The sequence below is a fragment of the Microcoleus sp. T3_D1 genome (assembly GCF_036700405.1).
Classification (GTDB): Bacteria; Cyanobacteriota; Cyanobacteriia; order Cyanobacteriales; family Microcoleaceae; genus Microcoleus.
In genome coordinates this window covers 56,547-83,528 of record NZ_JAUBOV010000023.1, presented here as the reverse complement: position 1 = coordinate 83,528, position 26,982 = coordinate 56,547, and the positions used below count along the sequence as shown (strand labels likewise).

At 46.1% G+C, this 26,982-nt stretch carries 25 protein-coding genes and 1 pseudogene; 10 read left to right on the top strand and 16 right to left on the bottom strand.

The window, feature by feature from the left end:
• The first annotated feature begins 44 nt into the window (after positions 1-44).
• From QT992_RS13145 to QT992_RS13120, 6 genes are all read left to right on the top strand, one after another.
• Entirely contained in the window at positions 45-473 is a 429-nt protein-coding gene (locus QT992_RS13145; RefSeq protein ID WP_333342576.1) for a hypothetical protein, read from the top strand.
• Between the two features lie 12 nt (positions 474-485).
• The gene (locus QT992_RS13140; protein ID WP_333342574.1) at positions 486-1,262 is read left to right on the top strand and encodes a pentapeptide repeat-containing protein; all 777 of its coding nucleotides are present in this window, start codon (positions 486-488) and stop codon (positions 1,260-1,262) included.
• Between the two features lie 152 nt (positions 1,263-1,414).
• Entirely contained in the window at positions 1,415-1,966 is a 552-nt protein-coding gene (locus QT992_RS13135; protein WP_333342571.1) for a hypothetical protein, read from the top strand.
• The gene (locus QT992_RS13130; RefSeq protein WP_333342568.1) at positions 1,959-2,783 is read left to right on the top strand and encodes a pentapeptide repeat-containing protein; all 825 of its coding nucleotides are present in this window, start codon (positions 1,959-1,961) and stop codon (positions 2,781-2,783) included. Before QT992_RS13135 ends, QT992_RS13130 begins: the two co-directional genes overlap by 8 nt.
• A 164-nt stretch (positions 2,784-2,947) precedes the next feature.
• Positions 2,948-4,270 carry a 30S ribosomal protein S12 methylthiotransferase RimO gene (gene rimO / locus QT992_RS13125; protein ID WP_333322153.1) on the top strand — a complete coding sequence of 441 codons (1,323 nt, stop codon included), beginning with the start codon at positions 2,948-2,950 and terminating at the stop codon, positions 4,268-4,270.
• 904 nt (positions 4,271-5,174) lie between these two features.
• Positions 5,175-6,641 (top strand): DEAD/DEAH box helicase, encoded by a 1,467-nt coding sequence (locus QT992_RS13120; protein WP_333109100.1) that lies wholly within the window; start codon positions 5,175-5,177, stop codon positions 6,639-6,641.
• 448 nt (positions 6,642-7,089) lie between these two features.
• Here the strand turns inward: QT992_RS13120 and QT992_RS13115 are convergent, their stop codons facing one another.
• On the bottom strand, positions 7,090-7,221 hold the full coding sequence (locus QT992_RS13115) for a hypothetical protein (RefSeq protein WP_333343038.1): 132 nt from the start codon (positions 7,219-7,221) through the stop codon (positions 7,090-7,092).
• A gap of 244 nt (positions 7,222-7,465) precedes the next feature.
• Positions 7,466-8,011 (bottom strand): hypothetical protein, encoded by a 546-nt coding sequence (locus QT992_RS13110; protein WP_333343037.1) that lies wholly within the window; start codon positions 8,009-8,011, stop codon positions 7,466-7,468.
• Positions 8,012-8,564: 553 nt separating this feature from the next.
• On the opposite strand from QT992_RS13110, the gene QT992_RS13105 reads away from it, so the two are divergent.
• Positions 8,565-9,767, top strand: a complete 1,203-nt coding sequence (locus QT992_RS13105; protein ID WP_333343036.1) for a Coenzyme F420 hydrogenase/dehydrogenase, beta subunit C-terminal domain — start codon at positions 8,565-8,567, stop codon at positions 9,765-9,767.
• 327 nt (positions 9,768-10,094) lie between these two features.
• Here QT992_RS13105 and QT992_RS13100 read toward each other — a convergent pair whose 3' ends face one another.
• The 4 genes from QT992_RS13100 to QT992_RS13085 form a co-directional block, all read right to left on the bottom strand.
• Positions 10,095-10,430 carry a XisI protein gene (locus QT992_RS13100; RefSeq protein WP_333343045.1) on the bottom strand — a complete coding sequence of 112 codons (336 nt, stop codon included), beginning with the start codon at positions 10,428-10,430 and terminating at the stop codon, positions 10,095-10,097.
• On the bottom strand, positions 10,418-10,837 hold the full coding sequence (locus tag QT992_RS13095) for a XisH family protein (protein ID WP_333290728.1): 420 nt from the start codon (positions 10,835-10,837) through the stop codon (positions 10,418-10,420). Before QT992_RS13095 ends, QT992_RS13100 begins: the two co-directional genes overlap by 13 nt.
• A 199-nt stretch (positions 10,838-11,036) precedes the next feature.
• On the bottom strand, positions 11,037-11,408 hold the full coding sequence (locus QT992_RS13090; protein WP_333167401.1) for a DUF2237 domain-containing protein: 372 nt from the start codon (positions 11,406-11,408) through the stop codon (positions 11,037-11,039).
• A gap of 49 nt (positions 11,409-11,457) precedes the next feature.
• Positions 11,458-11,919: a GNAT family N-acetyltransferase gene (locus QT992_RS13085; RefSeq protein WP_333322506.1), complete on the bottom strand. Its 462-nt coding sequence runs from the start codon at positions 11,917-11,919 to the stop codon at positions 11,458-11,460.
• Between the two features lie 235 nt (positions 11,920-12,154).
• Between QT992_RS13085 and QT992_RS13080 the strand changes: the two genes are divergently transcribed.
• Positions 12,155-12,787: a Vat family streptogramin A O-acetyltransferase gene (locus QT992_RS13080; RefSeq protein WP_333343044.1), complete on the top strand. Its 633-nt coding sequence runs from the start codon at positions 12,155-12,157 to the stop codon at positions 12,785-12,787.
• 480 nt (positions 12,788-13,267) lie between these two features.
• Here the strand turns inward: QT992_RS13080 and QT992_RS13075 are convergent, their stop codons facing one another.
• Positions 13,268-14,503: a methionine gamma-lyase family protein gene (locus tag QT992_RS13075; protein WP_333317521.1), complete on the bottom strand. Its 1,236-nt coding sequence runs from the start codon at positions 14,501-14,503 to the stop codon at positions 13,268-13,270.
• 80 nt (positions 14,504-14,583) lie between these two features.
• On the opposite strand from QT992_RS13075, the gene QT992_RS13070 reads away from it, so the two are divergent.
• Complete coding sequence (locus tag QT992_RS13070; protein ID WP_333052723.1) at positions 14,584-15,396, top strand: acyl-CoA desaturase; 813 nt, start codon at positions 14,584-14,586, stop codon at positions 15,394-15,396.
• Positions 15,397-15,754: 358 nt separating this feature from the next.
• Positions 15,755-16,573, top strand: coding sequence for a fatty acid desaturase (locus QT992_RS13065; protein WP_333342182.1), 819 nt, complete (start codon positions 15,755-15,757; stop codon positions 16,571-16,573).
• A 121-nt stretch (positions 16,574-16,694) separates the two neighbouring features.
• Here QT992_RS13065 and QT992_RS13060 read toward each other — a convergent pair whose 3' ends face one another.
• The 9 genes and pseudogenes from QT992_RS13060 to QT992_RS13020 form a co-directional block, all read right to left on the bottom strand.
• The gene (locus QT992_RS13060; RefSeq protein ID WP_333342184.1) at positions 16,695-17,540 is read right to left on the bottom strand and encodes an ABC transporter permease; all 846 of its coding nucleotides are present in this window, start codon (positions 17,538-17,540) and stop codon (positions 16,695-16,697) included.
• Between the two features lie 137 nt (positions 17,541-17,677).
• Positions 17,678-18,589, bottom strand: a complete 912-nt coding sequence (locus QT992_RS13055; protein WP_333342186.1) for an ABC transporter permease — start codon at positions 18,587-18,589, stop codon at positions 17,678-17,680.
• Positions 18,590-18,819: 230 nt separating this feature from the next.
• The gene (locus QT992_RS13050) at positions 18,820-19,950 is read right to left on the bottom strand and encodes a spermidine/putrescine ABC transporter substrate-binding protein (protein ID WP_333342187.1); all 1,131 of its coding nucleotides are present in this window, start codon (positions 19,948-19,950) and stop codon (positions 18,820-18,822) included.
• Positions 19,951-20,136: 186 nt separating this feature from the next.
• Positions 20,137-21,267 carry an ABC transporter ATP-binding protein gene (locus QT992_RS13045; protein WP_333342189.1) on the bottom strand — a complete coding sequence of 377 codons (1,131 nt, stop codon included), beginning with the start codon at positions 21,265-21,267 and terminating at the stop codon, positions 20,137-20,139.
• 268 nt (positions 21,268-21,535) lie between these two features.
• Complete coding sequence (locus tag QT992_RS13040; RefSeq protein WP_333342191.1) at positions 21,536-22,231, bottom strand: DUF4340 domain-containing protein; 696 nt, start codon at positions 22,229-22,231, stop codon at positions 21,536-21,538.
• Between the two features lie 149 nt (positions 22,232-22,380).
• Positions 22,381-24,537 (bottom strand): Gldg family protein, encoded by a 2,157-nt coding sequence (locus QT992_RS13035; protein ID WP_333342193.1) that lies wholly within the window; start codon positions 24,535-24,537, stop codon positions 22,381-22,383.
• Between the two features lie 44 nt (positions 24,538-24,581).
• The gene (locus QT992_RS13030; protein ID WP_333317538.1) at positions 24,582-25,484 is read right to left on the bottom strand and encodes an Rpn family recombination-promoting nuclease/putative transposase; all 903 of its coding nucleotides are present in this window, start codon (positions 25,482-25,484) and stop codon (positions 24,582-24,584) included.
• Between the two features lie 115 nt (positions 25,485-25,599).
• Positions 25,600-26,400, bottom strand: coding sequence for an ABC transporter permease (locus QT992_RS13025; protein ID WP_333317540.1), 801 nt, complete (start codon positions 26,398-26,400; stop codon positions 25,600-25,602).
• 40 nt (positions 26,401-26,440) lie between these two features.
• Positions 26,441-26,982, bottom strand: a pseudogene (locus QT992_RS13020) (ATP-binding cassette domain-containing protein); the annotation flags it as partial.

Sequence of the window (26,982 nt, the reverse complement as noted above, 5' to 3'; positions counted from 1 at the left end):
AGTGCGATATAATCGAGATATATAAAAATTTATACCGTGCCGTAATGACTGCGCCACCGCCTCCGACACCGACACCGACACCACCCCCATCGAGTCCAACTCCTGTAGAGCCATCTCCTCCAGTAACTACGCGATCGGGTACATTCACGAAAAAGGTCGTGATGAATGTTTTGGAGTTTGTCGATCAGGTGTTCTATGCGTTAATGGGTCAACTTGGAAGAACAGTTTATGGGTCAATTCAGGATGCGATCGCACTGGGTATTCTTTTAAAACTTCCCAGTTTAATCGGTGAAATTATTATCGGTAAAGATTTCTCAAGTTTCGATATTTGTCTAAAAGAAAGCCCTTTCGGTGCATCTCGTTATGCTTGTTTCATTATTGTAGCTTCTGATTTTTTGTTGTGGATAGTTCTCGCAGGTCGAATTATTGCTCGGTTTTGGGCAGATTTAAAAAATTTGACAAATAATCCCTAGGAGATATTTGATATGACTTTAGTCAACCGCAAACAAATTAGTCTTTATAAAGAAGCTGAAGCTGGATTAAATTCTTTAGTCAAGCAAACGGCTCAAGTTTGTGCGGGTTTGTTGGGGATGCTGTTGCTGACAGGAGGAAATCCGCCAGCTTTGACAGTAGGGTTAAGTGTAGTTGGGGGAATTGCGTTTGTTGCTTGGAGTGAAGAGAAGCGACTGACTAAATTTTATGCGCGACAATCGCATCTCCCAACTGGCATCATAAAAATTTGGGCAGATACAAATAATTTATCTGAATTGGTGAAACAGGCGGGTCTAAATCCTTATGAAGATTTAGCAGGAGCTAATTTAAGTGGTGTTAAAGGAGTTGGCTGCAAATTAAGTAGATTCAATCTCAGCGGTGCAGACTTAGATCATGCCGATTTGATTCGTGCCGATCTGAGTTCTGCTAACTTAAGCAATGCTAAACTAACAAACGTAAAACTTTGTCGCGCTGACTTGAGTAGTGCTGACTTAAGAAATGCTTGGCTGATGGATGCCGACTTGAGTTTTGCCGACTTAAGTAATGCAGACTTGAGTAATGCCGATTTAATTAGTGCTGACTTAAGCAATGCCAATTTAAGCAATGCCAATTTGCACAATGCTAATTTGACAGCAACAAACCTGAGCGCTGCCCAAGTAAAAAGTGCTGAATTTGGTAAAAATTCCGGACTTTCTGAAGATGCAAAGTATGAACTAGAAAAGCGAGGTGCAATCTTCCCGCAAGACGAACGTATCGCTGCACGGGTGTAAAAGTTTTGTGGAGACGGCAAAACAATTGCAGCGTCATATTAGGGTGTATTTCAGGTAAGAGTTAAATTTATGATTCCATCTAAACAATGCCAGAAACCCTACCCACAATGTTTCAATTACATCATATAAATAATTTCCCAGATTGCTTGTGCATGAAATTGGAAGGAATTTTAGTTGAGTCTGAGCAAATTGACCTGCCAATTACCATCGAGTTTAACGAACAGTGGGAATCGCTACGGGGTGGGCGTGTCAAGTTTGGTTTGAAAGGTGGAAGACTGAAGCTCAATCTGGAAAACAGTCATATTCCTCAGAAATTGCGTAATCTGACTGGCTTAAAAGAGCTGAAAGAAAGACAAGCAACTGAAAAGTTTCAGTTTCCTTCTATGTGTGAAGTAACGACAAATGGTTCGGAGTTAAATCCAGCTTGGCTGTTTGAACTCAAGAGAGCTTCGTCAGTTTTGAAAGGAACGCTACCGAAGGAAAAGTTAGGAACTCTGACCGTAAATAATCAGCCTTGCTGTGTGGAAGCAATTTTTGAGGTTGAACTCAAATACGTTCATATTACTGGTGTTGAGGGTGAGGGACTGTGGTCAGAAAAAGATTCCATAAATAAGCAGAAAATCGCGCAAGTAAGGGCCAGGAAAGATTTGTGTGGCTTATTACAACAACCATATGTGAGTCGAGCGGAGTTGCGATATGGCTAATGAAGACTCTCTGCAAGAACCTCAACACTCTATTCAACAGATTCTTGAGGCAGAAACAAATGACTTTGTGGAACTAGCGAGAATTGCTGGTCTAGATATTGCTACAGATTTTGCTGGTGCGGACTTGAGTGCTGCGGACTTGAGTGGTGCGGACTTGAGTGGTGCGGACTTGAGCAATGCCAACCTGAGCGATGCCAACCTGAGCGGTGTCAACCTGACCCTTGCCAAGCTTAGCGGTGCCGACCTGAGCGGTGCTAACTTGTTCTTTGCCAACTTGAGTGGTGCTAGCTTGTTATGTGCCAACTTGAGCGGTGCTAATCTGAACCATGCCAACTTGAGTGATGCCGACTTGAGTGATGCCGACTTGAGTGATGCCGGCTTGAGAAATGCCGGCTTGAGAAATGCCAATCTGAGCGAGGCTAATCTGAGAGGTGCCGACTTGAGAAGTGCCGACTGGTACCTTGCCGACCTAAACGGTGCCAACTTGAGCGGTGCCGACTTGAGCGGTGCCAACTTGAGCGGTGCCGACTTGAGCGGTGCCGACTTGAGCGGTGCTAACTTGTTCTGTGCCAATTTGTACTGTGCCAACTTGAGCGGTGCTAATCTGAGCCGTGCCAACTTGAGCAATGCTAATCTGAACCGTGCCAACTTGATCGGTGCCAAGCTAAGAGGTGCCAAGCTAAGAGGTACTAAGCTAAAAGGTGCCAAGCTGAGAGATGACAATCTGAAAACCCAGCTAAAAAATGTTATTATTTATAGCGCATTTATCATCATCATCATTATAATTATTTTTTATGTCGTCATGACATCTTTGTGATGAGAAGTATTGTGATAGATTTCCAGTGCAGAAACTCCCAAAAACCCGGTTTGTTTGGTTTTGATACTGAATTCCCGGTTCAAATCCACGCAATCTTGCAATTTTTTAAATTGTGTGATACCATAAAACGTTCTCAAAAATAGCGCAACACTAACTATTACTGCATGGCAACGAAGCCAACGATCGCATTTACTCACCTCGGCTGCGAAAAAAATCGCATCGATACCGAACACATGATCGGCTTGCTGGCTCAAGCGGGCTATCAAGTCGATTCTAATGAAGAATTAGCCGATTATGTTGTAGTCAATACTTGTAGTTTTATCCAAGCGGCGCGAGAAGAGTCAGTCCGCACCTTGGTAGAATTGGCAGAAGCTAATAAAAAAGTAGTCATCACCGGCTGCATGGCACAGCATTTTCAGCAGGAATTGCTGGACGAATTGCCCGAAGCAGTCGCAATTGTCGGCACGGGCGACTATCATAAAATCGTCAATGTTATGCAGCAGGTGGAAAAGGGCGATCGAGTTTCCCTCGTCTCTAGTGAACCTACTTACATCGCTGACGAAACTACTCCCCGCTACCGCACGACATCGGAAGGTGTCGCTTATCTGCGTATAGCAGAAGGCTGCGACTATCGCTGTGCATTTTGCATTATCCCGCACTTGCGCGGAAATCAAAGGTCGCGGACGATCGAATCTATTGTCGCCGAAGCTAAGCAATTAGCCTCGGAAGGGGTAAAGGAAATTATCTTAATTTCTCAAATTACCACCAACTACGGCAAAGATATTTATGGCGAACCGAAACTAGCCGAACTGCTTCGCGCTTTGGGTGAAGTAGATGTACCTTGGATTCGGATGCACTACGCCTATCCTACAGGTTTGACTCCGCAAGTTGTCGCAGCCATCCGCGAAACGCCCAACGTTTTGCCATATTTGGATTTACCCCTACAACACTCGCACCCGGAAATTCTGCGGGCGATGAATCGGCCTTTTCAAGCTGGGATTAATGATGCCATAGTCGATCGACTCAAAGCAGCACTTCCCGGCGCTGTGATGCGAACAACTTTTATTGTCGGCTTTCCCGGCGAAACCGAGGAACACGCAGCACACTTGCTGGAATTTGTCAAGCGCCACGAATTCGATCACGTAGGAGTTTTTGTATTTTCGCCAGAAGAAGGAACCCCAGCCTTCAGCTTGCCTCAGCAAATACCAGCAGAAATAATGGAAATGCGGCGCAATTCGGTAATGGCGGCACAACAACCTATATCATTGAAGAAGAATCAAGAATCTGTCGGTCAGGTAGTTGATGTCCTGATAGAACAAGAACAACCAGAGACAGGTGAGTTGATTGGTAGATCCGCTCGGTTTTCCCCAGAAGTAGATGGACTCGTCTATGTGACAGGAGAAGCGCGGCTGGGTTCGATCGTGTCTGTGAAAATTACTGGTGCAGATGTCTACGACCTCTACGGTCAAGTCGATTTTAGATTTTAGATTTTAGATTTTAGATTGACTGCACAGACTCATCTGGGAGATCGATCTTTCTTTTGTCTAAAATTCTGGGATCGACCCTCATGAGTTGACGTGGCACTGTATCCGGTGCTGGGCGGGGTCAAGTGTAAGTGTTGCTGGAACTGTCGCGATCGGCGGTGTGGCGAACAAAAACCGGACACCAGCCAAAAATGATTAGCGGATTGTGCAGCAAAAGTAACGGTTTGTAAAATATTGTGCAAAGATAGGTAGCAAAGGGTTATAAACCTTTATTAGCCTCTGGCTGCAATCGACGCTCCCCCTCGGGGTGCGGTTATCTCTACAGAACGATCGGAAAATTTTAACGAATTTAATGTTTTGTTTCTGAATGTAAAGAGTTATGATAGTAACAAGCCAGAAATAAGCGGGGAGAATTTGAGATTGCTTCGCCGTCCGCCCTACACCACAACGGTATCCCGAAAGAGTGTTGAGATGGATAGGCGGTAACGGTCGCTGCATCCCCTGCTCAATCCCGCAGGCGACGGATTGCGGGATAGCGCCTGAACCAACAAACCTATTACTACTATGTTGTAGTGAAGTGGGGCTGGCATGATCCTCACTATAAAATGCCCAAGAGGGAAAGCTTGCAAGTACCTCAAAGGAAGTCCAATGTCCTGTTTTAAGAATGTTGGAAGCCCATAAGCCGACCGCTGGCGGTTGGTATCGGTGATGTCACAAAATCAAAGACGGCTGTCGAATTGGTAAATTTAGTCACCATCGACGGAGCTGCCCTATACTCGATTGCTATTTAAGAAGGTGCGCGCAGGCGCAGCACCATAAAGAACTCTTATGAGTTCCTGCCGCCGAGCAGAAATCCGCATCCGAGTTGGGCAACTTAGAAGGCTAAGACTCGTTATTAGGAGCATTAATGAATTTATTGTTTGAAGGCTTAGGTCTTTCGGAAGAACTCGTTCTCCATCTGGAAACACTAGGCTTTACAGAACCTACTCCCATCCAAGTACAAGCAATTCCGCACCTGTTAGCAGGTCGCGACGTTGTGGGTCAAGCCCAAACAGGGACAGGCAAAACGGCAGCATTCTCGTTGCCCATCTTGGAGCGGATTGATTTAGATGTAACTGCGGTGCAAGCACTGGTGCTGACGCCGACTCGCGAATTGGCGATGCAAGTAACTGAAGCCATCCGCGATTTGAGCGGCATTAGCAGCGACGGCCCGGTAAAAGTGGGTCGCTCTCTGCAAGTTCTGACAGTGTACGGCGGTCAATCGATCGATCGTCAAATGCAGCGTTTGAAGCGCGGCGTTCACGTCGTTGTCGGTACACCCGGACGCATATTGGATATGCTCAGCCGCGGCAGCCTGAAACTAGACAAGGTAAAGTGGCTGGTTTTGGATGAAGCTGACGAAATGCTGAGCATGGGCTTTATCCAAGATGTGGAAAAAATCTTGGATGCTGCACCACAAGAACGTCAAACGGCATTTTTCTCGGCGACGATGGAACCTTCCATTCGGAAACTGGTGGCGCGGCATTTGCGTAACCCAGTCAACGTCACCGTAGAACAGCCAAAAGCAACGCCAAAGCGCATCAGCCAAGGCGTGTACATGATTCCCCGTGGCTGGTCGAAGGCAAGAGCCCTACAGCCAATCCTAGAAATGGAAGACCCGGAATCTGCACTGATTTTTGTGCGGACTCGGCAGTCGGCGGCAGAACTCACCAGCCAACTGCAAGCAGCAGGTCACAGCGTTGATGAGTATCACGGTAATTTGAATCAGGCACAGCGGGAACGCTTGCTGCATCGGTTCCGCCAATGTCAGGTGCGCTGGGTAGTGGCGACTGATATTGCGGCGCGGGGTTTGGACGTGGATCACTTGACTCACGTTATTAACTACGATTTGCCCGACAGTGTGGAAAGTTACGTTCACCGGATCGGACGCACGGGCCGGGCTGGTCGCGAAGGAACGGCGATTACGCTGATTCAACCGGTCGATCGCCGCAAACTGCGCTTGATTGAACGCCACGTGCGATCGAGCTTGACGGTGCGAAACATTCCGACACGGGCGCAAATTGAAGCACGTCAGTTGGAAAAGATGCAGGGTAAAGTTCGTGAAGCTTTGGCTGGCGAACGGATGGCATCTTTCTTGCCTCTGGTGTCTCAGTTATCCGAGGAGTACGACTCCCACGCGATCGCTGCTGCTGCTTTGCAAATGGCTTTCGATCAAAGCCGTCCTGCTTGGATGGGCGCTGATTACGCTCAACAAGAAGATCCCCCGATTGGTGGAGAAAACAGCGTCAAGCCTATCTTGATCAAAAAGCGGGCTAAGACTGGTGAGGCGACTTTTTCTGGAGCACCGAGTGCTCCTGTTCCCCAGAACCGCTAATTGGTAGGGTGCGCTGAGGCGCACTTTACTTTGAAATGTGTGTAGAGATGCGATATCGGGTCTCTACTTTTTTTTATGGGTGTGATCCCAAATCCGATCTCCCTCGCTGGTTGAAACCGCCAACAAACTTTCGTCCACTCCTAGCGGACTGAGAATTGGATAAGGAATGAGAATTAAATAACTTCCACAAGTTTGTGGGATGGGCGTCCCGCCCGTCCTTTTTGGACGGGCGGGACGCCCATCCCACAATAACAATTAAAATTGTAAGTTATTTAATTCGCGATCCTAAGTAAAGATGGAAGTTAGCGATCGGACAATTTCTGTAACTAATTCTAGGCTGAGTACGTTAATTGAAGAATTGGGCACTGAGTGTCAAAATGTTATTACTTTATATCAATTCCGGTTGGATTGGAATGATTAAACCGCAGAGTACGCAGAGAACGCAGAGTCAGAGAACAGAGAGATGAATAATTTCGATGAAGGGCGGATTTGATATTAATCGATAAACTTCAGTTACCTGATTTGAGCGATCGACAAAAAGCTGAAATTCTAGCAGAGTTCCTTCCTCTCTGCAATCCATCTCAACGTTCACTGCGGAGAGGATTTTCAGACACTAATTGCGGAGGAAATGACAAAATTGTCGGATGATGATGAAGAGGAGTAAGGAGACGCGGGCGATTCCCTACGGGATAGCTACGCACGCGCGTACATCAGGAAAAAGCCCTCCAGTCACTTCACAGAAAGGCTAAAAATCTTCATAAATAAGCAATAAAGTCCTTACTACAAACTTGTGAACCGGGACTTTTGCAGTGTTATTTAATATTTCAGTTTAGCTGCGTGCTCACAATAATTTTTTGCACGCGATCGCCCTTAATTTCCACAATCAAATTAGAAGCCTTTTGGTCATTGCTGTAAGTCAACCGAGTCACTCCACCCTGCACAGATTGCGACCCATAACCGTAAGTTTTAACTACTTTTTGCCTGTTATCTCCTAGTTTCACACCATCAATTGTCAGAAACTTGGGATTGGTAGTAGAAACTAAATAAACTTTGCCCTTCCATGCTGCTACCGTCAATCCTGAGTAGGTTAGCGTGCGAATCTTGTCGCCGAGGCCAGGCCCAGCAGCTTTACTTTCGTCGCGCTGCGGTTTTCCCAACTTACGTTTTGCCTCTTCTACAGGCATCCCCAACCGAACGCCGCCAATCCCCAGGCGCGAATAGTTCAGCGCCGCCGGCTTTTGTGTCGCACTGAGCATTCTTTCTAGAGTCGCAACAGTTTGATTCGTAGCGGGGACAGGGCGAACTAAAGCAGCAAATCCTAAGCTCGAAATTGCGAGATTCATCATGATGCCAGCGACGGCTGTTGTCACAAACATTTTTACCATTTTTTTATAGCTTTATTTGGCAATGTATTCGTGCGATCGATCGCTAGATCCGGATTGATACTAAGGATCGTCGATTAAATAACTTCGTAGGTTGGGCGGAGTGGAACGAACCCTCCGTTTCACTCCGCCCAACAATCAAGCCTGGCGTTGGGTTTCGTCCCTCAACCCAACCTACAAAAAATGCAAGTGATTTAATTCTCATTCCTAATAGGACTTACACAAACACTCGTAGACGCACGGCGATTCTCTGAAACTTGATTTTTTTACCAAAACTACACAAAGAAACCCCGTTTAGAGTATACATCTTAGGTTTAACAGCGAGGTATTCAGGAAGAAACCGGGTTTCTAGCGCAACCTAGGTAAGTCCTGACTAATATTTTTTAAGCTTTGAAAACCGCCTATTTCGGGCGAACCGAATTTGCTCCCGCACCAGCTTGCGTCCGCCTGCGAGGACTGAAAGAAAGAATAAAGGAGGTAACAACCGAAATTGCTGTGATATCCTAACAAAAGCCATATCTGCATAAAATAAGTAATTTAGATGACCGCAACAGATTCTACTAAGCACCAAAAATCCAAGGCCCTCAAACCGGGTAGCCGCCGCCCCGCTAAAGAACTTTGCAGCGAGTGCGGTTTGTGCGATACATATTACATCCATTATGTCAAGGAATCTTGTGCTTTCTTAACACAGCATATCGCGGAATTAGAAGAAGAGATTCACGGGCGATCGCGCAATCTCGACAATCCCGACGATTGGTATTTCGGAGTCAGTCAAAACATGATGGCTGCTCGGAAAAAAGAGCCGATCGAGGGTGCTCAATGGACGGGAATCGTCAGCACAATTGCCATTGAAATGCTCGAAAAAGGAATTGTAGAAGGCGTTGTTTGCGTCCAAAATACTAAAGAAGACCGCTTTCAGCCAATGCCAATTATTGCTAGAAATCGCGAAGAAATTCTGGCAGCAAAAGTCAACAAACCCACTCTCTCCCCCAACCTTTCAGTATTAGAACAAATCGAAAAATCTGGGATGAAGCGGCTGTTAGTAATTGGTGTCGGCTGTCAAATTCAAGCTTTGCGAACAGTAGAGAAAAAACTCGGTTTAGAAAAGCTCTACGTTTTGGGAACTCCCTGTGTCGATAATGTCAGCCGTGCAGGCTTGCAGAAATTCCTAGATACGACTAGCCGTTCTCCCGAAACAGTTGTATCTTATGAGTTTATGCAAGACTTTAACGTTCACTTCAAACACGAAGATGGTTCGGAAGAGAAAGTGCCGTTTTTCGGGCTGAATACTAAGGAATTGAAAGATGTTTTTGCTCCTTCTTGTTTGAGCTGTTTTGATTATGTGAATTCTTTAGCAGATTTAGTTGTGGGCTACATGGGAGCACCTTTTGGGTGGCAGTGGATTGTGGTGCGAAATGACACCGGGCAAGAGATGTTAGATTTGGTAGCGGATCAGTTAAATACTCAGCCGGTGATGTCTAAGGGAAACCGAAAAGAGGCTGTTCAGCAAAGCATTCCGGCTTATGAAAAAGGGGTGACTTTGCCGATGTGGGCGGCGAAGTTAATGGGAGTTTTTATTGAGAGAATTGGGCCGAAGGGTTTGGAATATGCTCGGTTTTCGATTGATTCTCATTTCACTCGCAATTATCTGTATGTGAAGCGCAATTACCCGGAGAAATTGGAGGCTCATGTGCCGGAATATGCTAAGCGGATTGTGGGACAGTATAAGTTGCCAGATGTGTAAACTTGTAGGGTGCGTCAGTCAAAATCTTCTCGCTTCGCAGAGAACATCGTGCAAACTGACGCACCCTAGAAATTAGTAAGGTGCGTCAGTTTGTGGGCGAGTATTAAGTTGCCGGAGGTGTAGTTTAGGAAGGTGCGTCAGTCGAAATCTCCTCGCTTCGCCGACAAAGTAATGCAAACTGACGCACCCTACGGGGAGCATCTCAGTTTTGCATTTACAGTGGGAGCGTCCCCGCTCGCGTATTGTACAATACGCGAGCGGGGACGCTCGCACTACAATAAAAAAAATGCTTTTTACAAAACTGAGATGCTCCCACCCTACGAATTACTATGCAACTCCAAACCCTGTATGTTGGCGTGCATAAGTTGGCTGAATTCCTAGCACTATATCCTCTTTGGGTACTCCCATTTCTACCAATTCATCAGCAATCTGCCTGTCAGTTTGATTTCGCTGAATCCAGATTTGGCCATTTTTAATATCCAAATGAAACACACAGTTATACACGCGGCGGTGTCCGTCCCATCCTAAATCGACGGCTAGATAGCGATCGTTTTCTCGGTCAAAAATTGTTTCTACCTCAATTTCTCCGTTAATTGGTGCTATCTTACTGTCTTCAATTAGGAGTTTTTGAATGCACTGACGGTAATGGTCTAGTCGATCCATTTGACTATTTCCTCCTGAACTGGGTTATACACAATAAGCTTGACTTGATGTTGTCGAACCGACGCTTGAGGTAACTTCCGACTGAAAAAAGATTCGTAAGTGGCGATGGGAACTGCCAAATATAAAGTGCGAGCTGGTTCGAGCTTTTCTAAGACTAAACGGTAATTTAAAAATTGTCCTAACGCGGTATGAAAATCAGAGAGAGCTGAAGCGCTTAAAAAACTCTTGACTTCTACTGCAATTTTTTTTCCTGATTTTTCCGCCCCGATGAGTCGTTCCGCTCCCAAATCGATTTCGACTCTCTCATTCTCGGCAAATTCTAGCCTGAGAGGATCGTGAGTAACCACCCACTCAGATTTTTCAAGACCTCGCTTCACAGCATTATGAAATAGATCCTTAGCTGACACTGGTTATACCTCACCTCTAAACCTATCTTAACTGATTGGAGTAAACTTGTAGGGTGGGTCAGTGAAAAACCCCTGAATTATTGAAAAAATAACGCCAACTGACGCACCCTACAGTTTGTATAAGAGCGCGATCGCCCGTTAGCGAAAGCGTTGCGATCCGAAGGAAAGCCCTCGAAGAGGATCGCACACCAACATCCTCCTACAAATCAGCAGCGTGCTGCTTCAATTCATCCAAAGAAACGTATTCCAAAGTCAAGGCGTGAGTCGCAGCCAAAACCACAGGTGGCGCAACTCCTGCATCCATTGCTTCCTTCCACCGAGGGGCGCACAAACACCAGCAATCCCCAGGCTTCAAACCGGGAAAGTTAAATTCGGGAACCGGAGTGCTCAAATCATTTCCATTCGACTTAGTGAATTGCAAAAACTCTTCTGTCAGTTGAGCACAAACAGTGTGAGCCCCAAAGTCGCCACCACCTGTATTGCATTTGCCGTCTCGATAATATCCTGTCATTGGCGAAGTGCAGCAAGTCTCTAACTTTCCGCCCACCACATTTGTAGCTTCCGTCACCATCGCAACTCCTCCATAAAACTCTTCGATCTAATTTTACACAAATCGTTGTTTATATATTTTTTTCCATCGCAAAGTTGATGAATTTTTGTCCTCTGCGTTCTACTTCTTGTTTTGTAATCACAATAAATCCCTGGGTTTCAAAAAAAGGTCGAGCTGTAATGCTGGCTTCGGTAAATAACTTGTTAATTCCTAAGTCTTTGGCTTTTGACTCAATTTGTTTTAAAATTAGCCTACCCACTCCTTGCCTTTGAAAATCTTGATGACAGTAAAAGCGATCGATATGGCCGCTTGCTTCTAATTCCCCAAAACCTGCAATTTTCTCACCCTCTTCGGCTACGAATGTAAATTTACTGCTTAAACTTTTAGTCCAACTTTCGATATCCATATCTGCGGGAGCCCAAGCATCTACTTGTGCTTGTGTGTAATCGCGGATGTTTACTTCGTGTATGGTGTCGTAAAACAGTTGTACAATTTGTTGGGTATCACCGATTTCGTAGGTTCGTACTCTCATAAATTATCTCACTGCGATCGCTTCTTTTATATTAATTTGGGATTTTTAACCGCTTCCGAACACGGATGGATGTTGGGTTTTACCATTTTGTCTCATTTCTTGCAGGGCGATCGACCAAAATTTCTCGCCCACCCCTTGACAAACACTCCTACTCTATGTTAATCAAGCAGAAGCAAACCTAACTCGAATTAACAGTAGATCGATCCAGCAGCTTAACGAATAAGGATGGAAACTTATGACAGAAATTGGGCCCGATCCAAACCGACCTTATCCGATGGCCGATCAGCGGCGCGTATGCTTCATCAAAAACTTTATTAAATCTCCCAACATTATCGTCGGCGATTACTCATATTACGACGATCCAATAGATCCAGAAAACTTTGAAAAAAATGTACTTTATAACTACGGAAACGACCGATTAATTATTGGCAAATTTTGTGCGATCGCGACCAACGTCAAATTCATTATGAACGGTGCTAATCACAAACTCGACGGAATTTCAACTTATCCTTTTCCGGTTTTTGGGAATGGTTGGGAAACAGCCATGAATTTATTAATGGAACTGCCAAGTAAAGGCGATACCGTCATTGGCAATGATGTTTGGATCGGCTATGAATCCCTGATTATGCCAGGAGTCAAAATCGGCGACGGTGCCGTCATTGCCGCCAAATCCGTTGTAGTAAAAGACATTCCCGCTTACACTGTTGTCGGTGGAAACCCCGCCCATCCAATCAAACAGCGTTTTAGCGATGGTGAAGTTGCACAACTATTAGAAATTAGGTGGTGGGAGTGGGAAATAGACAAGATTTCGCGCAATGTCAGCATAATTATGCAAGGCGATATTCAAGCACTCAAAAATGCCGAGTAAACTCGCAAATACAGCGATATTAATTTTAACTCGGATGCTGAGTACCGGTTCCGGCGCGATCGCGCCGGCGAACCAACTCCCAGCAGCCGATCCCGGATACATCTTCTAATCTGCGTTCATCAACGTCAATCAGCCTGCATCTGCGGTCAATCGATTTTAGATTTTAGATTTTAGATTTTAGAGGCGACCCCACGGATAAATGCGGGGGCAATAAGTGATTTTCGATTTGCGATTTTGGATTGATTCCACGGATAAATCACGTGGCGGGTACCACCTTTGAAATTCGTGGTCAAAAAATCCCCCAAAATCACCATGCAAACCCAGGGAACCCCCGTACCGCACCGCCCCTAAAACTTAGGAATGAGAATTCAATAACTTCCACAAGTTTGTGGGATGGGCGTCCCGCCCGTTCTTTTTGGACGGGCGGGACGCCCATCCCACAATAACAATTAAAATTGTAAGTTATTTAATTCGCGATCCTTACTTATTAGCCGGGCCCACAGCCTCGATCGCAGCTTCAAGAGCGATCGATACATGAGTCCAATTAGTTCCCCCCTGACAAAAAGCCACGTAAGGCTCCCGCAGAGGCCCGTCAGCCGAAAACTCCGACGTACTCCCATCAATAAAAGTACCCCCAGCCATCACCAACTGACTTTCATACCCGTGCATCGGAGCCGGGACCGGATCTAAATAGGAACCGACGGGGGAATTTTGCTGAACAGCCCGACAAAAAGCAATTAACTTATCAGCAGAACCGAATTCGATCGCCTGAATCACATCTCGTCTTCTAGCCAAAGGCATAGGATTCACTCGATAACCCAACTTATAAAAAACATAAGCCGTCAAATGATTTCCCTTCATCGCCTCCCCCACAAAACCGGGAGCCATAAACAAACCCTGAAACAGCAACCGATTCAAATCAAAAGTTGCGCCGCCGCTGCTGCCGATTCCCGGCGCCGTCAAGCGACAAGTTGCCGCCTCCACTAAATCAGCCCTCCCGGCAACGTAACCGCCCGCAGGGACGATCGTACCCCCCGGATTTTTGATTAAAGAACCAGCCATCAGATCCGCACCGACAGCAGTAGGTTCGCAATCATCAACAAACTCTCCGTAACAATTATCAACAAAGCAAATTGTGTTAGGATTCTGATGTTTGACTATGGCGACGATTTTTTCAATCTCAGAAATAGACAAACTCGACCGCCAAGAATAGCCGCAAGAGCGCTGGATAAAAACCAGGCGAGTCTTTGCTGAAATAGTAGAGCTCAATGCCTGCCAATCCAAACTTCCTTCGCGAGTTAGAGGCAACTCACGGTAACTAATGCCAAACTCAAGCAGTGAACCTTGACCTTGCCCGCGCAAGCCGATCACTTCTTCTAAAGTATCGTAGGGAGAACCAGCCACTGCCAACATTTCGTCACCAGGACGCAGGATGCCAAAAAGAGCACAGGCGATCGCGTGAGTACCCGAAACAAACTGTACCCGGACAGCCGCGGCCTGGGCCCCTACCACTTCGGCAAATAACCCGTCCAAAGTCTCCCGACCCAAATCATCGTGGCCGTAACCCGTAACCCCTGCAAAATGGTGGACTCCAACCCGGTGGCTGCGAAAAGCTTTTAAGACTCGTTGAAGATTTTGCTTGACTGTAGTGTCAATACCAGAAAAAATCTGAAAGAGTGCCTGTTCTGCTTCCTGTAGCCGTGAAACGCTATTCATCTATACCTCGCTCACCCTTTGCGTGCGCGCTGTTCATTATGGCGTAGATGCGGCCCCTAGTTTGTAAACATAATATATTCATGACGATTGCAACTTCCAAAAAAACTTCTCCTGATTGGCCTGTCGTAGGCTTTATGGCCTTTCTGCACATCGGTGCTTTATTTGCTTTGCTGCCGGGTAATTTTAGCTGGTCTGCGGTCGGGCTAGCTGTCTTCCTGCATTGGGTAACAGGTGGTTTAGGAATTACTCTGGGATATCACCGCCTCGTCACCCACCGCAGTTTTCAAACACCGAAATGGCTAGAGTATTTTCTAGTTATTTGCGGTACCCTTTCCTGTGAAGGTGGCCCGATCGACTGGGTAGGAATGCACCGGTTACACCACATACATTCCGACACCGAAACAGATCCCCACGATTCCAATCAAGGCTTCTGGTGGAGCCACATGGGCTGGATGCTCTCGGATCTCCCGATCAGAGTGGAAATCCCCCGCTTTACTAAAGACATCGGCGACGACCCAGTATACAAGTTTCTCCAAGCATATTTTATCCCCATCCAAGTTGTCTTCGGTGTGTTGCTTTATTTATTAGGCGGCTGGTCTTTCGTGGTTTGGGGTGTGTTTCTGCGGATCGTGGTGGTGTTCCACTGCACTTGGCTGGTTAACAGCGCTACCCACAAATTCGGCTACCGCACCTACGAGTCGGGCGATCGATCGACCAACTGCTGGTGGGTGGCTCTGCTCACCTACGGCGAAGGCTGGCACAACAACCACCACGCCTTTCAATACTCGGCTCGCCACGGTCTCCAATGGTGGGAAATCGACTTCACCTGGATGACAATTCAATTGCTGCAATCGCTGGGTTTGGCAACCAAAGTGAAATTAGCAGAAAAATAGCGATCGGCAATTAGTCATTGGTTGTAGGTCATCAGTTCTGGACTAATGGCTGGTGACCAATGCCTAATCCTGTTTTTTGCGATGGTAGAGGTTGGGTTGAACAGAGATCGACTCTTCGGGTGCGATCGACCCAACCCAAACCAGAATCAGTTATAATATAATTGGGAACAAAAAATTTTGTTTGGCAGCCAATTTTTTTATTTTCCGAATACAACCCTAAATCTTTTTCAATCCTAATCCCAAATCTATCATTGATTCTTTATTAGTTTGGGCAAGAGTGCAGCAAAAAAATTCACTGCTCAATCCCAACTATTATGTGTGAATCTAGCTCGGCATCTCATCAGAAATCAAAAATAGAATGACAATTGCAACCCAAGAAAAACTCCAATACAATTGGAAGCACGTTATTAGTTTAGCAGGACTTCATATCGGCGCTTTGTTCGCACTGCTACCCAGTAACTTCAATTGGACAGCAGTGGGTTTAACAGTATTCATGCACTGGATAACCGGCGGTTTGGGAATAACTCTCGGATGGCATCGTATGCTTACCCACCGCAGTTTTCAGACACCAAAATTCGTAGAATACTTTCTAGCATTTTGCGGAGCCCTTGCCTGTCAAGGAGGAATAATTGATTGGGTTGGGCTGCACCGATTGCACCACACCCACTCTGACCAAAATGCGCTCGATCCTCACAATGCCCAAAAGGGTTTTTGGTGGAGTCACCTGGGTTGGATGCTATATAAAGGTCCAGCTCACGCTGAAATTCCCCGCTGTACAAAAGACATTTCAAGCGACCCGTTTTATCAATTTTTGCAAAATTACTTTCTGCCAATTCAAATCGCCTTTGGCGTCTTGCTTTACTTAGCAGCAGGCTGGCCTTTTGTAGTTTGGGTAATTTTTGTCCGCTTAGTTTTCGTGTATCACTGCACCTGGTTTGTTAACAGCGCCACTCACAAATTTGGCTATCGCACATACGAAACGGAAGATAGTTCTACTAACTGTTGGTGGGTAGCTGTCCTGACTTACGGCGAAGGCTGGCACAACAACCACCATGCTTATCAATACTCTGCGCGTCACGGGATGGAATGGTGGGAAATTGACTTCACTTGGATGACAATTCAAGTTTTGGAAGCAGTAGGTTTGGCTACTAAGGTGAAATTACCAGCAGCAAAATAGCAGCAATTGGGTCCTAGACGCAGAACCTCTGTAGGGTGTGAACTGCGTACCTTACCGCCTCAGAAACCCGGTTTCTCAAAGAAACCGGGTTTTTTGGTGAGTAATAACCAATGACCAATGACTAATGAGTCCGTTTTTGCTCGCCCCGGCCGCGCAAATATTCCGCTAAAAATGCCAATCCTCCCGAACCTACTATCAACAGCACGCTCAAAGCATTAATATCAGGTTTTACCCCAGTCCGAATCCGGCTAAAAATTTCCATCGGCAGAGTTGTAGTCCCGCTACCTGCGGTAAAACTCGCAATCAAAAAATCGTCCATGCTGAGGACAAAAGACAGCAGACAACCCGAAACAATTCCGGGTATTAATTGAGGGAGCAAAACCTGAATAAAAGCCTCAACAGGCGTTGCACCCAAATCCAAGGCAGCCTCTTCTAAATACGGGTTTAAATCGGCCAATCTAGTAGAAACAGCTAGGGCGATGTAAGCCAGACAAAACACAACGTGAGCGGCGACAATTGTCCACAAACTCAGAGGAATAGCCAGCGCAGCTAAAAATACCAGAGTAGCAACTGCGGTCGCAATATCTGGAATAATAATCGGCAAGTAGGAGACTCCCTGATATAAACTCTTGCCGGGAAAGCGGTAGCGGGCTAAACCAACCGCCATCAAAGTGCCAAGTACAGCCGAGATTGCAACTGCACAAACAGCCACTGTTAAACTGTTTCTCAGGGCAATTAAAATCCGCGTATCGCTAAATAATTTAACGTACCAATCTAAAGTAAATCCTTCCCAACCGGCGCTAAAACGCGATTTGTTAAAGCTGTAAAAGGTGAGTACCAGGATGGGCAGGTACATATAAAAAAACATCACAACGGCAAATATCACCTGCCAAGAAATCTTAAATTTAGGTTTTAAGTACATATCGGCTTGTATTTCCTCCTGTGGATTTTCGGGGGTATTTTCCATTTCTCGGTAATCGGTAATTGGTAATTAATTGGTAATTGGTAATTGGTAATCGGTTGTTGTCAGTTGTTATTTGTGAGTAGCTACCAATAACCAGTAACCAATAACTAATGACTAATAACTACTGACTAATGACTTCTTTAAATTGCATTACGATCGCCATATTTGAGCAAAAGGGCAATTCCGATACTCACTGCAAAGATTAATACCATACTCAGAGCCGAACCCAGCCCCCAATTTTGAGTCGCCCCCAAAAACTGATTGTAAATTAAACGAGCCGCCGTCATGCTCGAAGCTCCACCGAGCAACTCCGGATCGACAAAATCGCCCAAACAGCTAATAAATACTAGCAAAGAACCCGCAGCAATTCCCGGCATCGTCTGAGGTACTGTCACTTTCCAGAAAGTTTCCACTGGATTGGCGCCCAAATCCTGAGATGCTTCTAGCAACCTGCGGTCTAACTTTTCCAAAGATGCGTAGAGAATTGTCACGATATAAGGCAAATAACTGTAAGCCATGCCGATTAAAACTGCGGAACTTTGATTAAGCAATTCTAGAGGAGGAATGCCTACAAGTGCCAGCAGCGAGTTGAGAACCCCCGTAGGACGCAGAATTGTAATCCAAGCATACGATCGCAACAGCGAAGAAGTCCACAGCGGCAACACAAAGCCTAGCAAAGTTAAATTCCGCCACTTTTTCGAGACATTGAGGGCGATCCAGTAAGCGACGGGAAACCCCAGCAGCAAACACAGAATAGTAGTCCCCGTTGCGAAAAAGAGCGATCGACCAATCACCTGCAAATTCAGCGGCTCAAACACTCGCAGGTAATTGCCGATTCCCGAAGGAATCACCAAATCCCCCGGCTTAATATTCGGCACCAAACTAAGCTGAAAAATCACCAAAGTTGGTATGACTAATAATAAAAGCAGCAACAAGCCAGAAGGGCCGAGCAATGCCAGTGGCCCAGCCCACGCCGACCACGGGGAAACAGTTTCAGCCTTCAAGGAAGAATTGGGAGGAATAGGAGGGGGAGTTCTAGTTGAAACAGCCATAAATAAATAGTGTTGAGTTTTGAGTTGTGATTGGTACGGGCGGGTTTCACCAACAACAATCTATGCGTAAAATAAACAATCTTCTAAACCCGCCCCCACCCCACGGTAAATCGAAATGTAATGTAGGGGCGGGTTCACCTACAATAATCGCCTAAAATAAACAATCTCATAAACCCGCCCCCACCCCACGGTAAATCGAAATCCACATGAAATTTCTGGCAAAAATAAGATTAACCGCTGGTTAATTTAGTCCAATAGCGATCGTACACGTCTATAAATTTTCCTACCGGAGCAACACCTTCGCAATTTTTCAAAGTTGCCTCCGAAGGGAAAAGAATTTCATTTTCGCGGACTTCCGGCGTCAGCAAACTAAAAGCATCTTCCGAAGGAGTTGAGAAACTGAGCCGTTCTACTAAAGAAGCAGCGACATCCGCTTGCAGCATAAAGTTAATCCACTTATAAGCTGCTTCTGGATTGGGAGCACCTTTAGGAATTACTAAAGTGTCAGTCCACAGAGAAGAACCGCTTTTTGGCACAACATAGCGCAATTTGTCATTATCTGGGATTACCTCATTAGCATCAGAAGAATAACACATAGCTACCTTCAAATCCCCCGTCAGCATTTGCGGCCGCCAAGCATCAGTGGTAAAAGATGCGATCGCCGGTTTGAGTTCAACCAACTTTTCGTAAGCTTGTTTCACTTGCTCTTGGTTGGTAGAATTGAGAGAATAGCCCAACATCCGCAGCGCAGCACCCATCACTTCTCGAACATCATTTGCCAGCGTCATTCGCCTTGCTAACTCCTGTTTGTGCTGCCACAAATAGTCCCAATCTTCTGGCTCTTCTTTGAGTTGTTCGCTGTTGTAAATTAAGCCTGTGGTTCCCCAACTCACAGGGACGCTGTAGCGGTTTCCTGGGTCATATACGGGGTTTTGGAACTGTTTTTTTAGTCGATCGAGTCCGCCCAAAATCGAGTGGTCTAATGGGCTCAACAGCCCCAGTTCCGTCATCTGAATCACCATGTAGTCAGACGGGTAAATGATGCTGTAGGCCCGGCCACCGCCAGCTTGAACCCTAGCCAGCATCGCCTCATTGGAGTCAAATACGTCTGCAACCACGCGAATGCCAGTTTTTTCGGCAAAGCGATCGAGCAAAGCGTTATCGGTATATCCTGCCCAAGTATAGATGAAAAGTTGGTCGGCATCACCTTTGACCGGAGGAGCAGATTGTACGTCTGCAAGTCGCCAGCCGCAACTCGAAACAGCTAACCCGGAAATTGTCGCCGCCGAATTTTTTAGGAACTGACGGCGTGTAGAATTAGCCGGGAAAATCCTGGAAATTGGTAAGTTAGTCGGAGGCACAGTTCGATTTTAGATTTTAGATTTTAGATTTTAGATTTGGAGATTGAAGATTGAAGATTAGGGAATTGGTAATTGGGAATTGGGAATTGTCCTATGTTATTTGTTAGGAGAACCCACCACCAACAAATAACCAATGACTAATGACTAATGACTAATGACTAATACCAACTACCAACTGCCAACTGACTAATTCCGATCGGTCAAAGCGAGACAATCAGTAGTTCCCCAGTAAGCGTAAATCGGCGTGTGCGGATCTGGGAAAGACCCGCCGGTATTTGGCTGGCGTACAGTAATTTTATCGCCCGACGCCAACTCAACCACGTAATGAACGTGCGTGCCCATGTACATAGTATTTTTGAGCCGCCCTTCAAAACAGTTGACCGACACTTCCGGCTGGTAGAGATTCAAATATACTTTTTCCGGCCGGACGCTGACCACAACAGAGTCGCCTGTGACACCATTCCACATATCCGACTGCTGAACGATTATTTTCAGATTGGCTGATGTGCGAACTGTGATAGTCGATCGGTCGATCGATTCTACCGTACCCGCAAACAAATTCGTATCGCCAATAAAATCCGCCACAAAAGCCGTCTGGGGACACTCATAAATTTCTTCAGGAGAGCCAATTTGCTCAATCCTGCCCTCGTGCATCACCGCAATCCGGTCAGACAGACTCATCGCCTCTTCTTGGTCGTGAGTCACCATCACAAAAGTCAAGCCCAATTCTTGATGCAAATTCGACAGTTCCAACTGCATCTGCTTCCGCAACTTCAAATCCAGAGCACCCAGGGGCTCGTCCAGTAGTAGAACCGCCGGTCGATTTACCAGAGCTCTCGCCAAAGCCACCCGCTGCTGCTGGCCGCCCGACATTTGACCGGGAAACCTGTTGGCGAAAGATTCCATTTTCACCAATTGCAAAACTTCCCGTACCCGTTCTTCAATTTCCGCTTTCCCCAGCTTTTTTATCCGCAATCCAAAAGCGATATTGTCCCAGACATTCATGTGTCCGAACAAAGCATAGCTTTGAAACACAGTATTTACCGGACGGCGGTAAGCTGGAGTGTTGGTCATCGACTGGCCGCGAATCACCAATTCGCCCGCCGAGGGAGTCTCGAACCCAGCGATTAAGCGCAGCGTCGTAGTCTTGCCGCAGCCGCTAGGGCCGAGGATGCTAAAAAATTCTCCTTGGCGGATGTTGAGGTCAACTCCACGGACTGCGGTTTCGCCGTTAAATACCTTAAAGACCTTGCGGAGTTCAACGTCAAGCGCTGTATCCGTTGCTGTCGTACCTTGGTTGAGTGCTGTCTGAAACATATTCGCCCTTTCCTGGGGGTAATGCACGCCACTTAAATACAGTTTAAGTTTAGACTTTTCTGTATTTTAGGTGAGGAATGTTGGATGTAACAGGTTTTGGGATTTGTTCTTTAAATTCTATCCCAGAGCGCACCATTGTCAGCAACAGCCGTCAGCAACAGGCAAGATGCCTGTTCCACAAAAAAATTTACTCTTTGTGGAACAGGCATCTTGCCTGTTCATAAAAGCCTTATTGAGAATGGTGCAACATCTCAGAGCGACTGGCCATCTATTTATTCTCAGGACTTGGCGTGGGAGAGGGTTTTTGCGGTTTCTCTGTTTTGGGTGCTTCTGCTTTTTTCCACTCTGACAAAGGTCGCTGGACGGCATTTTTAAAGTCAAAAGGCACTAGCAGCACGGGCAAATTTTGGGCGGAATTTTGAGGGGGCGCTTCCGGCGGATTGGCTTGAGCGTACAAGAAGCGGCCGCTAAAGTCTGTTTTGCCTAAAACTAGGCGGTGAGTTTCCTGGTTGTCCAGTTTTACTGTGACTGTAGCTTGGGGTTGGTCGAGACCGAATTCGGGCAGTTGAGCTGCAGTAATATTAATCGTGCGATCGCTCTTTCCTGTTGCCAGCCTGTCTAGCAAAAAATCCACTGATGCCTGACTTGCGTGTGCTTGCACTGGCAATTTCATTTCCCAGCTAGACTTGCCTCCTTTTGTAGCATAAACTCGCTCAAAAGTCAATATTTTTTCGGGAGTTTTGACTGTAAAGAATTGTATGCGATCGGAGTTAAAAGCAAAAATTTTCTGTTTTTCTTCCTTAGCTGCTTCCTCTTTCGGAGATACTTGCATCTCGTACAAAGCAACCAACCCAGTCATGCTTAGTGCGACGGCTATCAATACTAATGTATTTTTCTGCAATTTCATAATAACTGGGAATTGGGCATAGGGAATTTGGCATTGGCCAAACAGGGCATTGGGCATTGGGCATTGTTAACTGTTGACTGTTGACTGTTGATTAATGTTATTGGTTATTTGTTATTAGCCACAGCAAAGGATTAACAAATGACAACTGACACCTGTCAACAGTCAACTGACAACAGTCAACAGTCAACAGTCAACAGTCAACTAATTTATCTTCTCTTCCACCAAATAGCGCCGCCAATTCCCAGTCCGAGTAAAGGCCAAATTAGCCAAGCTAAAACCAGCAATCCTACTTGGATGGTGGTCATGTTAATGCGGCGGTTGGTAGCTTTTTTCGGACTGATAGAAAAGCTTTGCTGGTCTGGTTTACTCAACCAACTGACTGAATTGAGAAACACGTCGCTATTGAGTTGTTGGTCAAACCAACCGTTAGTCACAAATTGAGATGTGCCAATTACTACCATTCGCGATGTTTTTCTAGGAGTTGAAGGCGCAGAAGGAGTTGGCTTTGGACTGGGAGATGTTGTGGGAGATGCTGTGGGAGATGTTTCTGGTGTCGGTGTGGGAGATGCTGTCGGAGATTCTGTCGGTGTTGGCGAACTTTCTGGATATGCTGTGGGAGATGCTGTCGGAGATGCTGCCGGTGTTGGCGAAGTCGTGGGTAATGCTGGCGGCGTAGCTTCTTGCGAGACAATCACCGAATAGCTGATTGGGGAAGCTGTTGGTGAAGTTGTCGGCGATGGTGAAGTTGTCGGCGACGGTGAATCTGTCGGGGATGGCGAAGTTGTTGGCGACGGTGAATCTGTCGGGGATGGCGAAGTTGTCGGCGACGGTGAATCTGTCGGGGATGGCGAAGTTGTCGGGGATGGGGAAATTGTTGGCGACGGTGAATCTGTCGGGGATGGGGAAATTGTTGGCGACGGTGAATCTGTCGGGGATGGGGAAATTGTCGGCGATGGTGAAATTGTCGGCGATGGTGAATCTGTCAGCGATGGTGAATCTGTCGGCGATGGCGAAGTTGTCGGCGATGCTTGGGGTGAAGGCGTGACCGGTGTTGGTGTTGGTGAAGGTGAGGGCTTTAAGGGAGTGCTGTCAGTGGACGATCGAACTAAAGCTACACCTAATAATAGCGGGCCTTGTCGATCGGTCTTCTGATCGAACTCCAATTTCTTAGTCGTCAAATCGCTTTCCGCCCAACTTTCCTGACTCGTCCAAATCAGCGGTTTTGCCTCTATCCCTTCTACTGGCGAGTTTTCCAAAGCACGCGCAAATGGATAAAATGAAATACCGTTGCCAAAACTTTGAGTAATCGGATGTTCGCCGTAGCGCCTGACTGTGGGAACCGTGGGGCCCAGGCCAAATCTTTGACCATCGCCCGAAGCATCGATGGCCAAACGGGCGTCTAGTTTTACGCCCCATTCTTGGAGCATTTTGTCCAATCCCGTATCAATTGCCGGGTCTACCATTAACAATAAACTGCCGCCGCGATCGAGATAAGCTTTTAGTGCTTTAATTTCTGTATCGGAAAACGGTTTTTCCAACCCGGGAACGATTAAAGCATCTGCATCTTCTGGCACTTCTTTGCGTTCGGTCAAATTCAGCGTTTGGGCGTTGTAGTATTTATCTTTCAAAGCTTTTTCAGCTTGCTGAATTCCGCCTTGACCTTCCTTTATCGGGCGGGCTCCTTTGCCTTGCAAAAAGTAAACTGTAGCAACGCGAGTGCTCAGGATTTCTTCTAAGCCATTGGTAAGTTTTATCTCTGAAAGACCTTGATTTGGGTCGCTACCAAAAGCAGTGCCGCCTTTTTGCAGAACTTGTTTTTTGTCCCCGGATTGCAGGTAAACTTCCCCGATGCTGGTAATGCTAAATTCCCGCGCTTTTCCCGGTTGCGTCTGCGGGTCAACAAACTCGAATTGGAACTTTTCGCCTCCCTCGCGTTTGTAGCTTTGCAGCAATTCTTTAATTTGGGGGTTTTGGATGGGGTCAAATACCCAAACTTTGACTGTTTGTTGCAGGTTTCGCAGAATTTGTTGAGTCTGCGGGGCGAGGGTAAATTGTTGGCTTTCCGTTAAGTCGATGCGGACGGGATAGCGAACGGCTATGAAGTTAATTACTCCGAGAATCACAAAGACGGCGAGGGTAGCAATCAGGGCGTTGGTGCTGGCTTGAGTGGAACGCTGGCCCCAAAAGCTTTGTTCGTAACTCAAATATAGCAGCCAAAGTGCGATCGTCACTGCTCCGGCAATAACTAAACCGACTGTCAGTGGGTCCCATACTCCCGATACAAGTCCTGCTGTTACCCCCGCTGCGATGAGGAGGGGGCCCAGCAAAAAAACGTATTTCCAATTTGTTTTGCTAATTTTCATAACGTAAATATTGAGGGAAAAATTTCCGGGCCGAGGATGTTATTCTATATCGCATTAGCCTGCAACCATGCTGTTAAATCTGACGGCTTGTTGAAATCGATCGCGGCATCTCCTAGTTCTTCTAATTCCTGTATACCTAATTGACGGATGCTGTTTTCAGTTTCTGGTTGTATTGTGCCTAAGCGCTTCACTAGCTGACGCAATATTAACGATAGTTGAGCGGCTTTTGTCACCTGTTCTCTTGCTACATCTATGGCAATCTGCTGGTCTTGAATCCACAGTTCTTGCTTCTGCAATTCATTTAATTCTTCCTGAGTGAAGTTTGACTCGCTGGCAATTCTAAAAGCTTTCTGAATTTCGGGAACTGCACTGAGTGTTTCTGGTACTGTCTCCAGAGTGCTGGTATTTTTGAGAAAGTAAATCCATTGATCGGCGGTTGTTTCTAATTCTGCTAATTCCTTGCTAAATTTGGGCAGTTCGATAAATACTAATTCTATTGCAGTATCTGGACACTCAAACTTTTGCTCTTTTTCTTGAAAAACAAACCGCGACATAAATTCGGGCTGATTTTCAAACATTTCAAAGTCGGCAATTTTCAAAGAAATTACTGTTTTTAGTCTTTCGTAGCGTTCTTTTCCTGTTAATTGCTGGCTGTAGCTTTTGGCAGCGTTGTACAAAACTCTGTTCCCAAAGGAAGGGACGTTGATCAGTTGAATTTCAACTAGGGCGATTCTGCCGCCGTTAATTGTGGCTTTGACATCTAGGTGCGTGTCTTGGGTTGCGAGAGTTTGAGGTTCTGGTTGGGAGTCGATTATTTCTAAGTCTTCGATGACCGGCTGTGCTTCATAAAGGATGGCGTTTAAAAAATTAATCAGGATGTCTTTGCTGTCGCTGGAACCGAATATTTTTTTGAACGCAAAGTCGATTTTGGGATTGATAAATCTCATTGTTTGAGGTATTTTGTAGAATGATTAACAGGGAAAAAATAACCTTCCCTTTGCTCTTTACTTCTCTTTACTTCGGCAAAAATAACCTTCTCTGTCTCAGCCTTTCCTGATGTTTTTAAGAACGCTGATATCGCAAGGCATCGATAGATTGGGCGGTCAGAAATACTCCTAAAATGATGTAACTGGCAAACATAATTAAACTGCTGGTATCGAAAACTCCCTTGACAAGATTGGTGTAATTTGTTAGGAGCGACAAATGTCCTAATGCTGTTCCGAAGGCGCCACCGATACCGACGGCGGCTGCATCAATCACCCAGAGAAATAATACTAGAGCGAAGGTGAGGATGGCTGATAAAATTGTGCTGTCGGTGAGGGAGGAAATAAACATTCCGAGCGACAATACTCCTGCTGCTAGTAAGATTAAGCCGGCGTGTCCTAGCAGAAGAACTCCGGGGAGTACGGGTGGGGTTGAGGAACTGAGGACGATCGCCTCGCAGAACAGTAGGGGCAGCAACATTGTGGTATAAAATGTTAAAACGCCGAGGAGTTTGCCGGTAGCAACTGCCCAGTTTGTTAAGGGGGATGTGGCTAATAGTTCTAATGTGCCGCGTTTGCGTTCTTCTGCGTAAAGTCCCATTGAGAGTGCGGGTAGTACGAACAACGAAAGGGAACCCATGATTCGCAGGAAGAGTTGCAGAAATTCGTAGGCTACGTCGATGGGAGGTTCGGTAATTCCCGCTTGGTCTCGCTGCGCGATTTGGGGAATTAACCCGTCGGGGGCTAGGAGGATGGCTATTAAAAAGTAGCCGGTGATTAGCCAAAAGACTGCTGCGATGGCATAGGCTAATGGCGATGCAAAATAGCTTTGTAGTTCTTTGCGGTAAATTGCGACAATATTACTAATCATTACTAACATTTAGGAATTGGGAAGGGGTAATTGGGCATTGGTAATTGGTTCATTCTGAGTCGCCTGCGGGTGGTGTTTCGCTGCCGTCGCTATCCTGTTTTTTTCTTTCTATTTGTCGCTTTTTGGTCATAGGCGACTGTTCGGGCCGAGAATCGCTACTCGGTTGTGGCTTTTTTTTAATTGGCCGATTTTTTACCACAGGTTCAGATTCTGGTTGAGAACGTTCGATCGACTTTGGCGTATCTAAAATCAGTTCAGATTCTGGTTGAGAATGTTCGATCGACTTTGGTGCATCTAAAATCAGTTCAGATTCTGGTTGAGAATGTTCGATCGACTTTGGTGCATCTAAAATCAGTTCAGATTCTGGTTGAGAACGCTCGATCGACTTTGGTGCATCTAAAATCGGTTGGGGTTCTGGTTGAGAACGTTCGATCGACTTTGGTGCATCTAAAATCAGTTCAGATTCTGGTTGAGAATGCTCGATCGACTTTGGTGCATCTAAAATCAGTTCAGATTCTGGTTGAGAAAGTTCGATCGACTCTTGTCTTTCTAGAATGAGCAGATTTTCGACAATCGGTTCTGGTTGAGAAT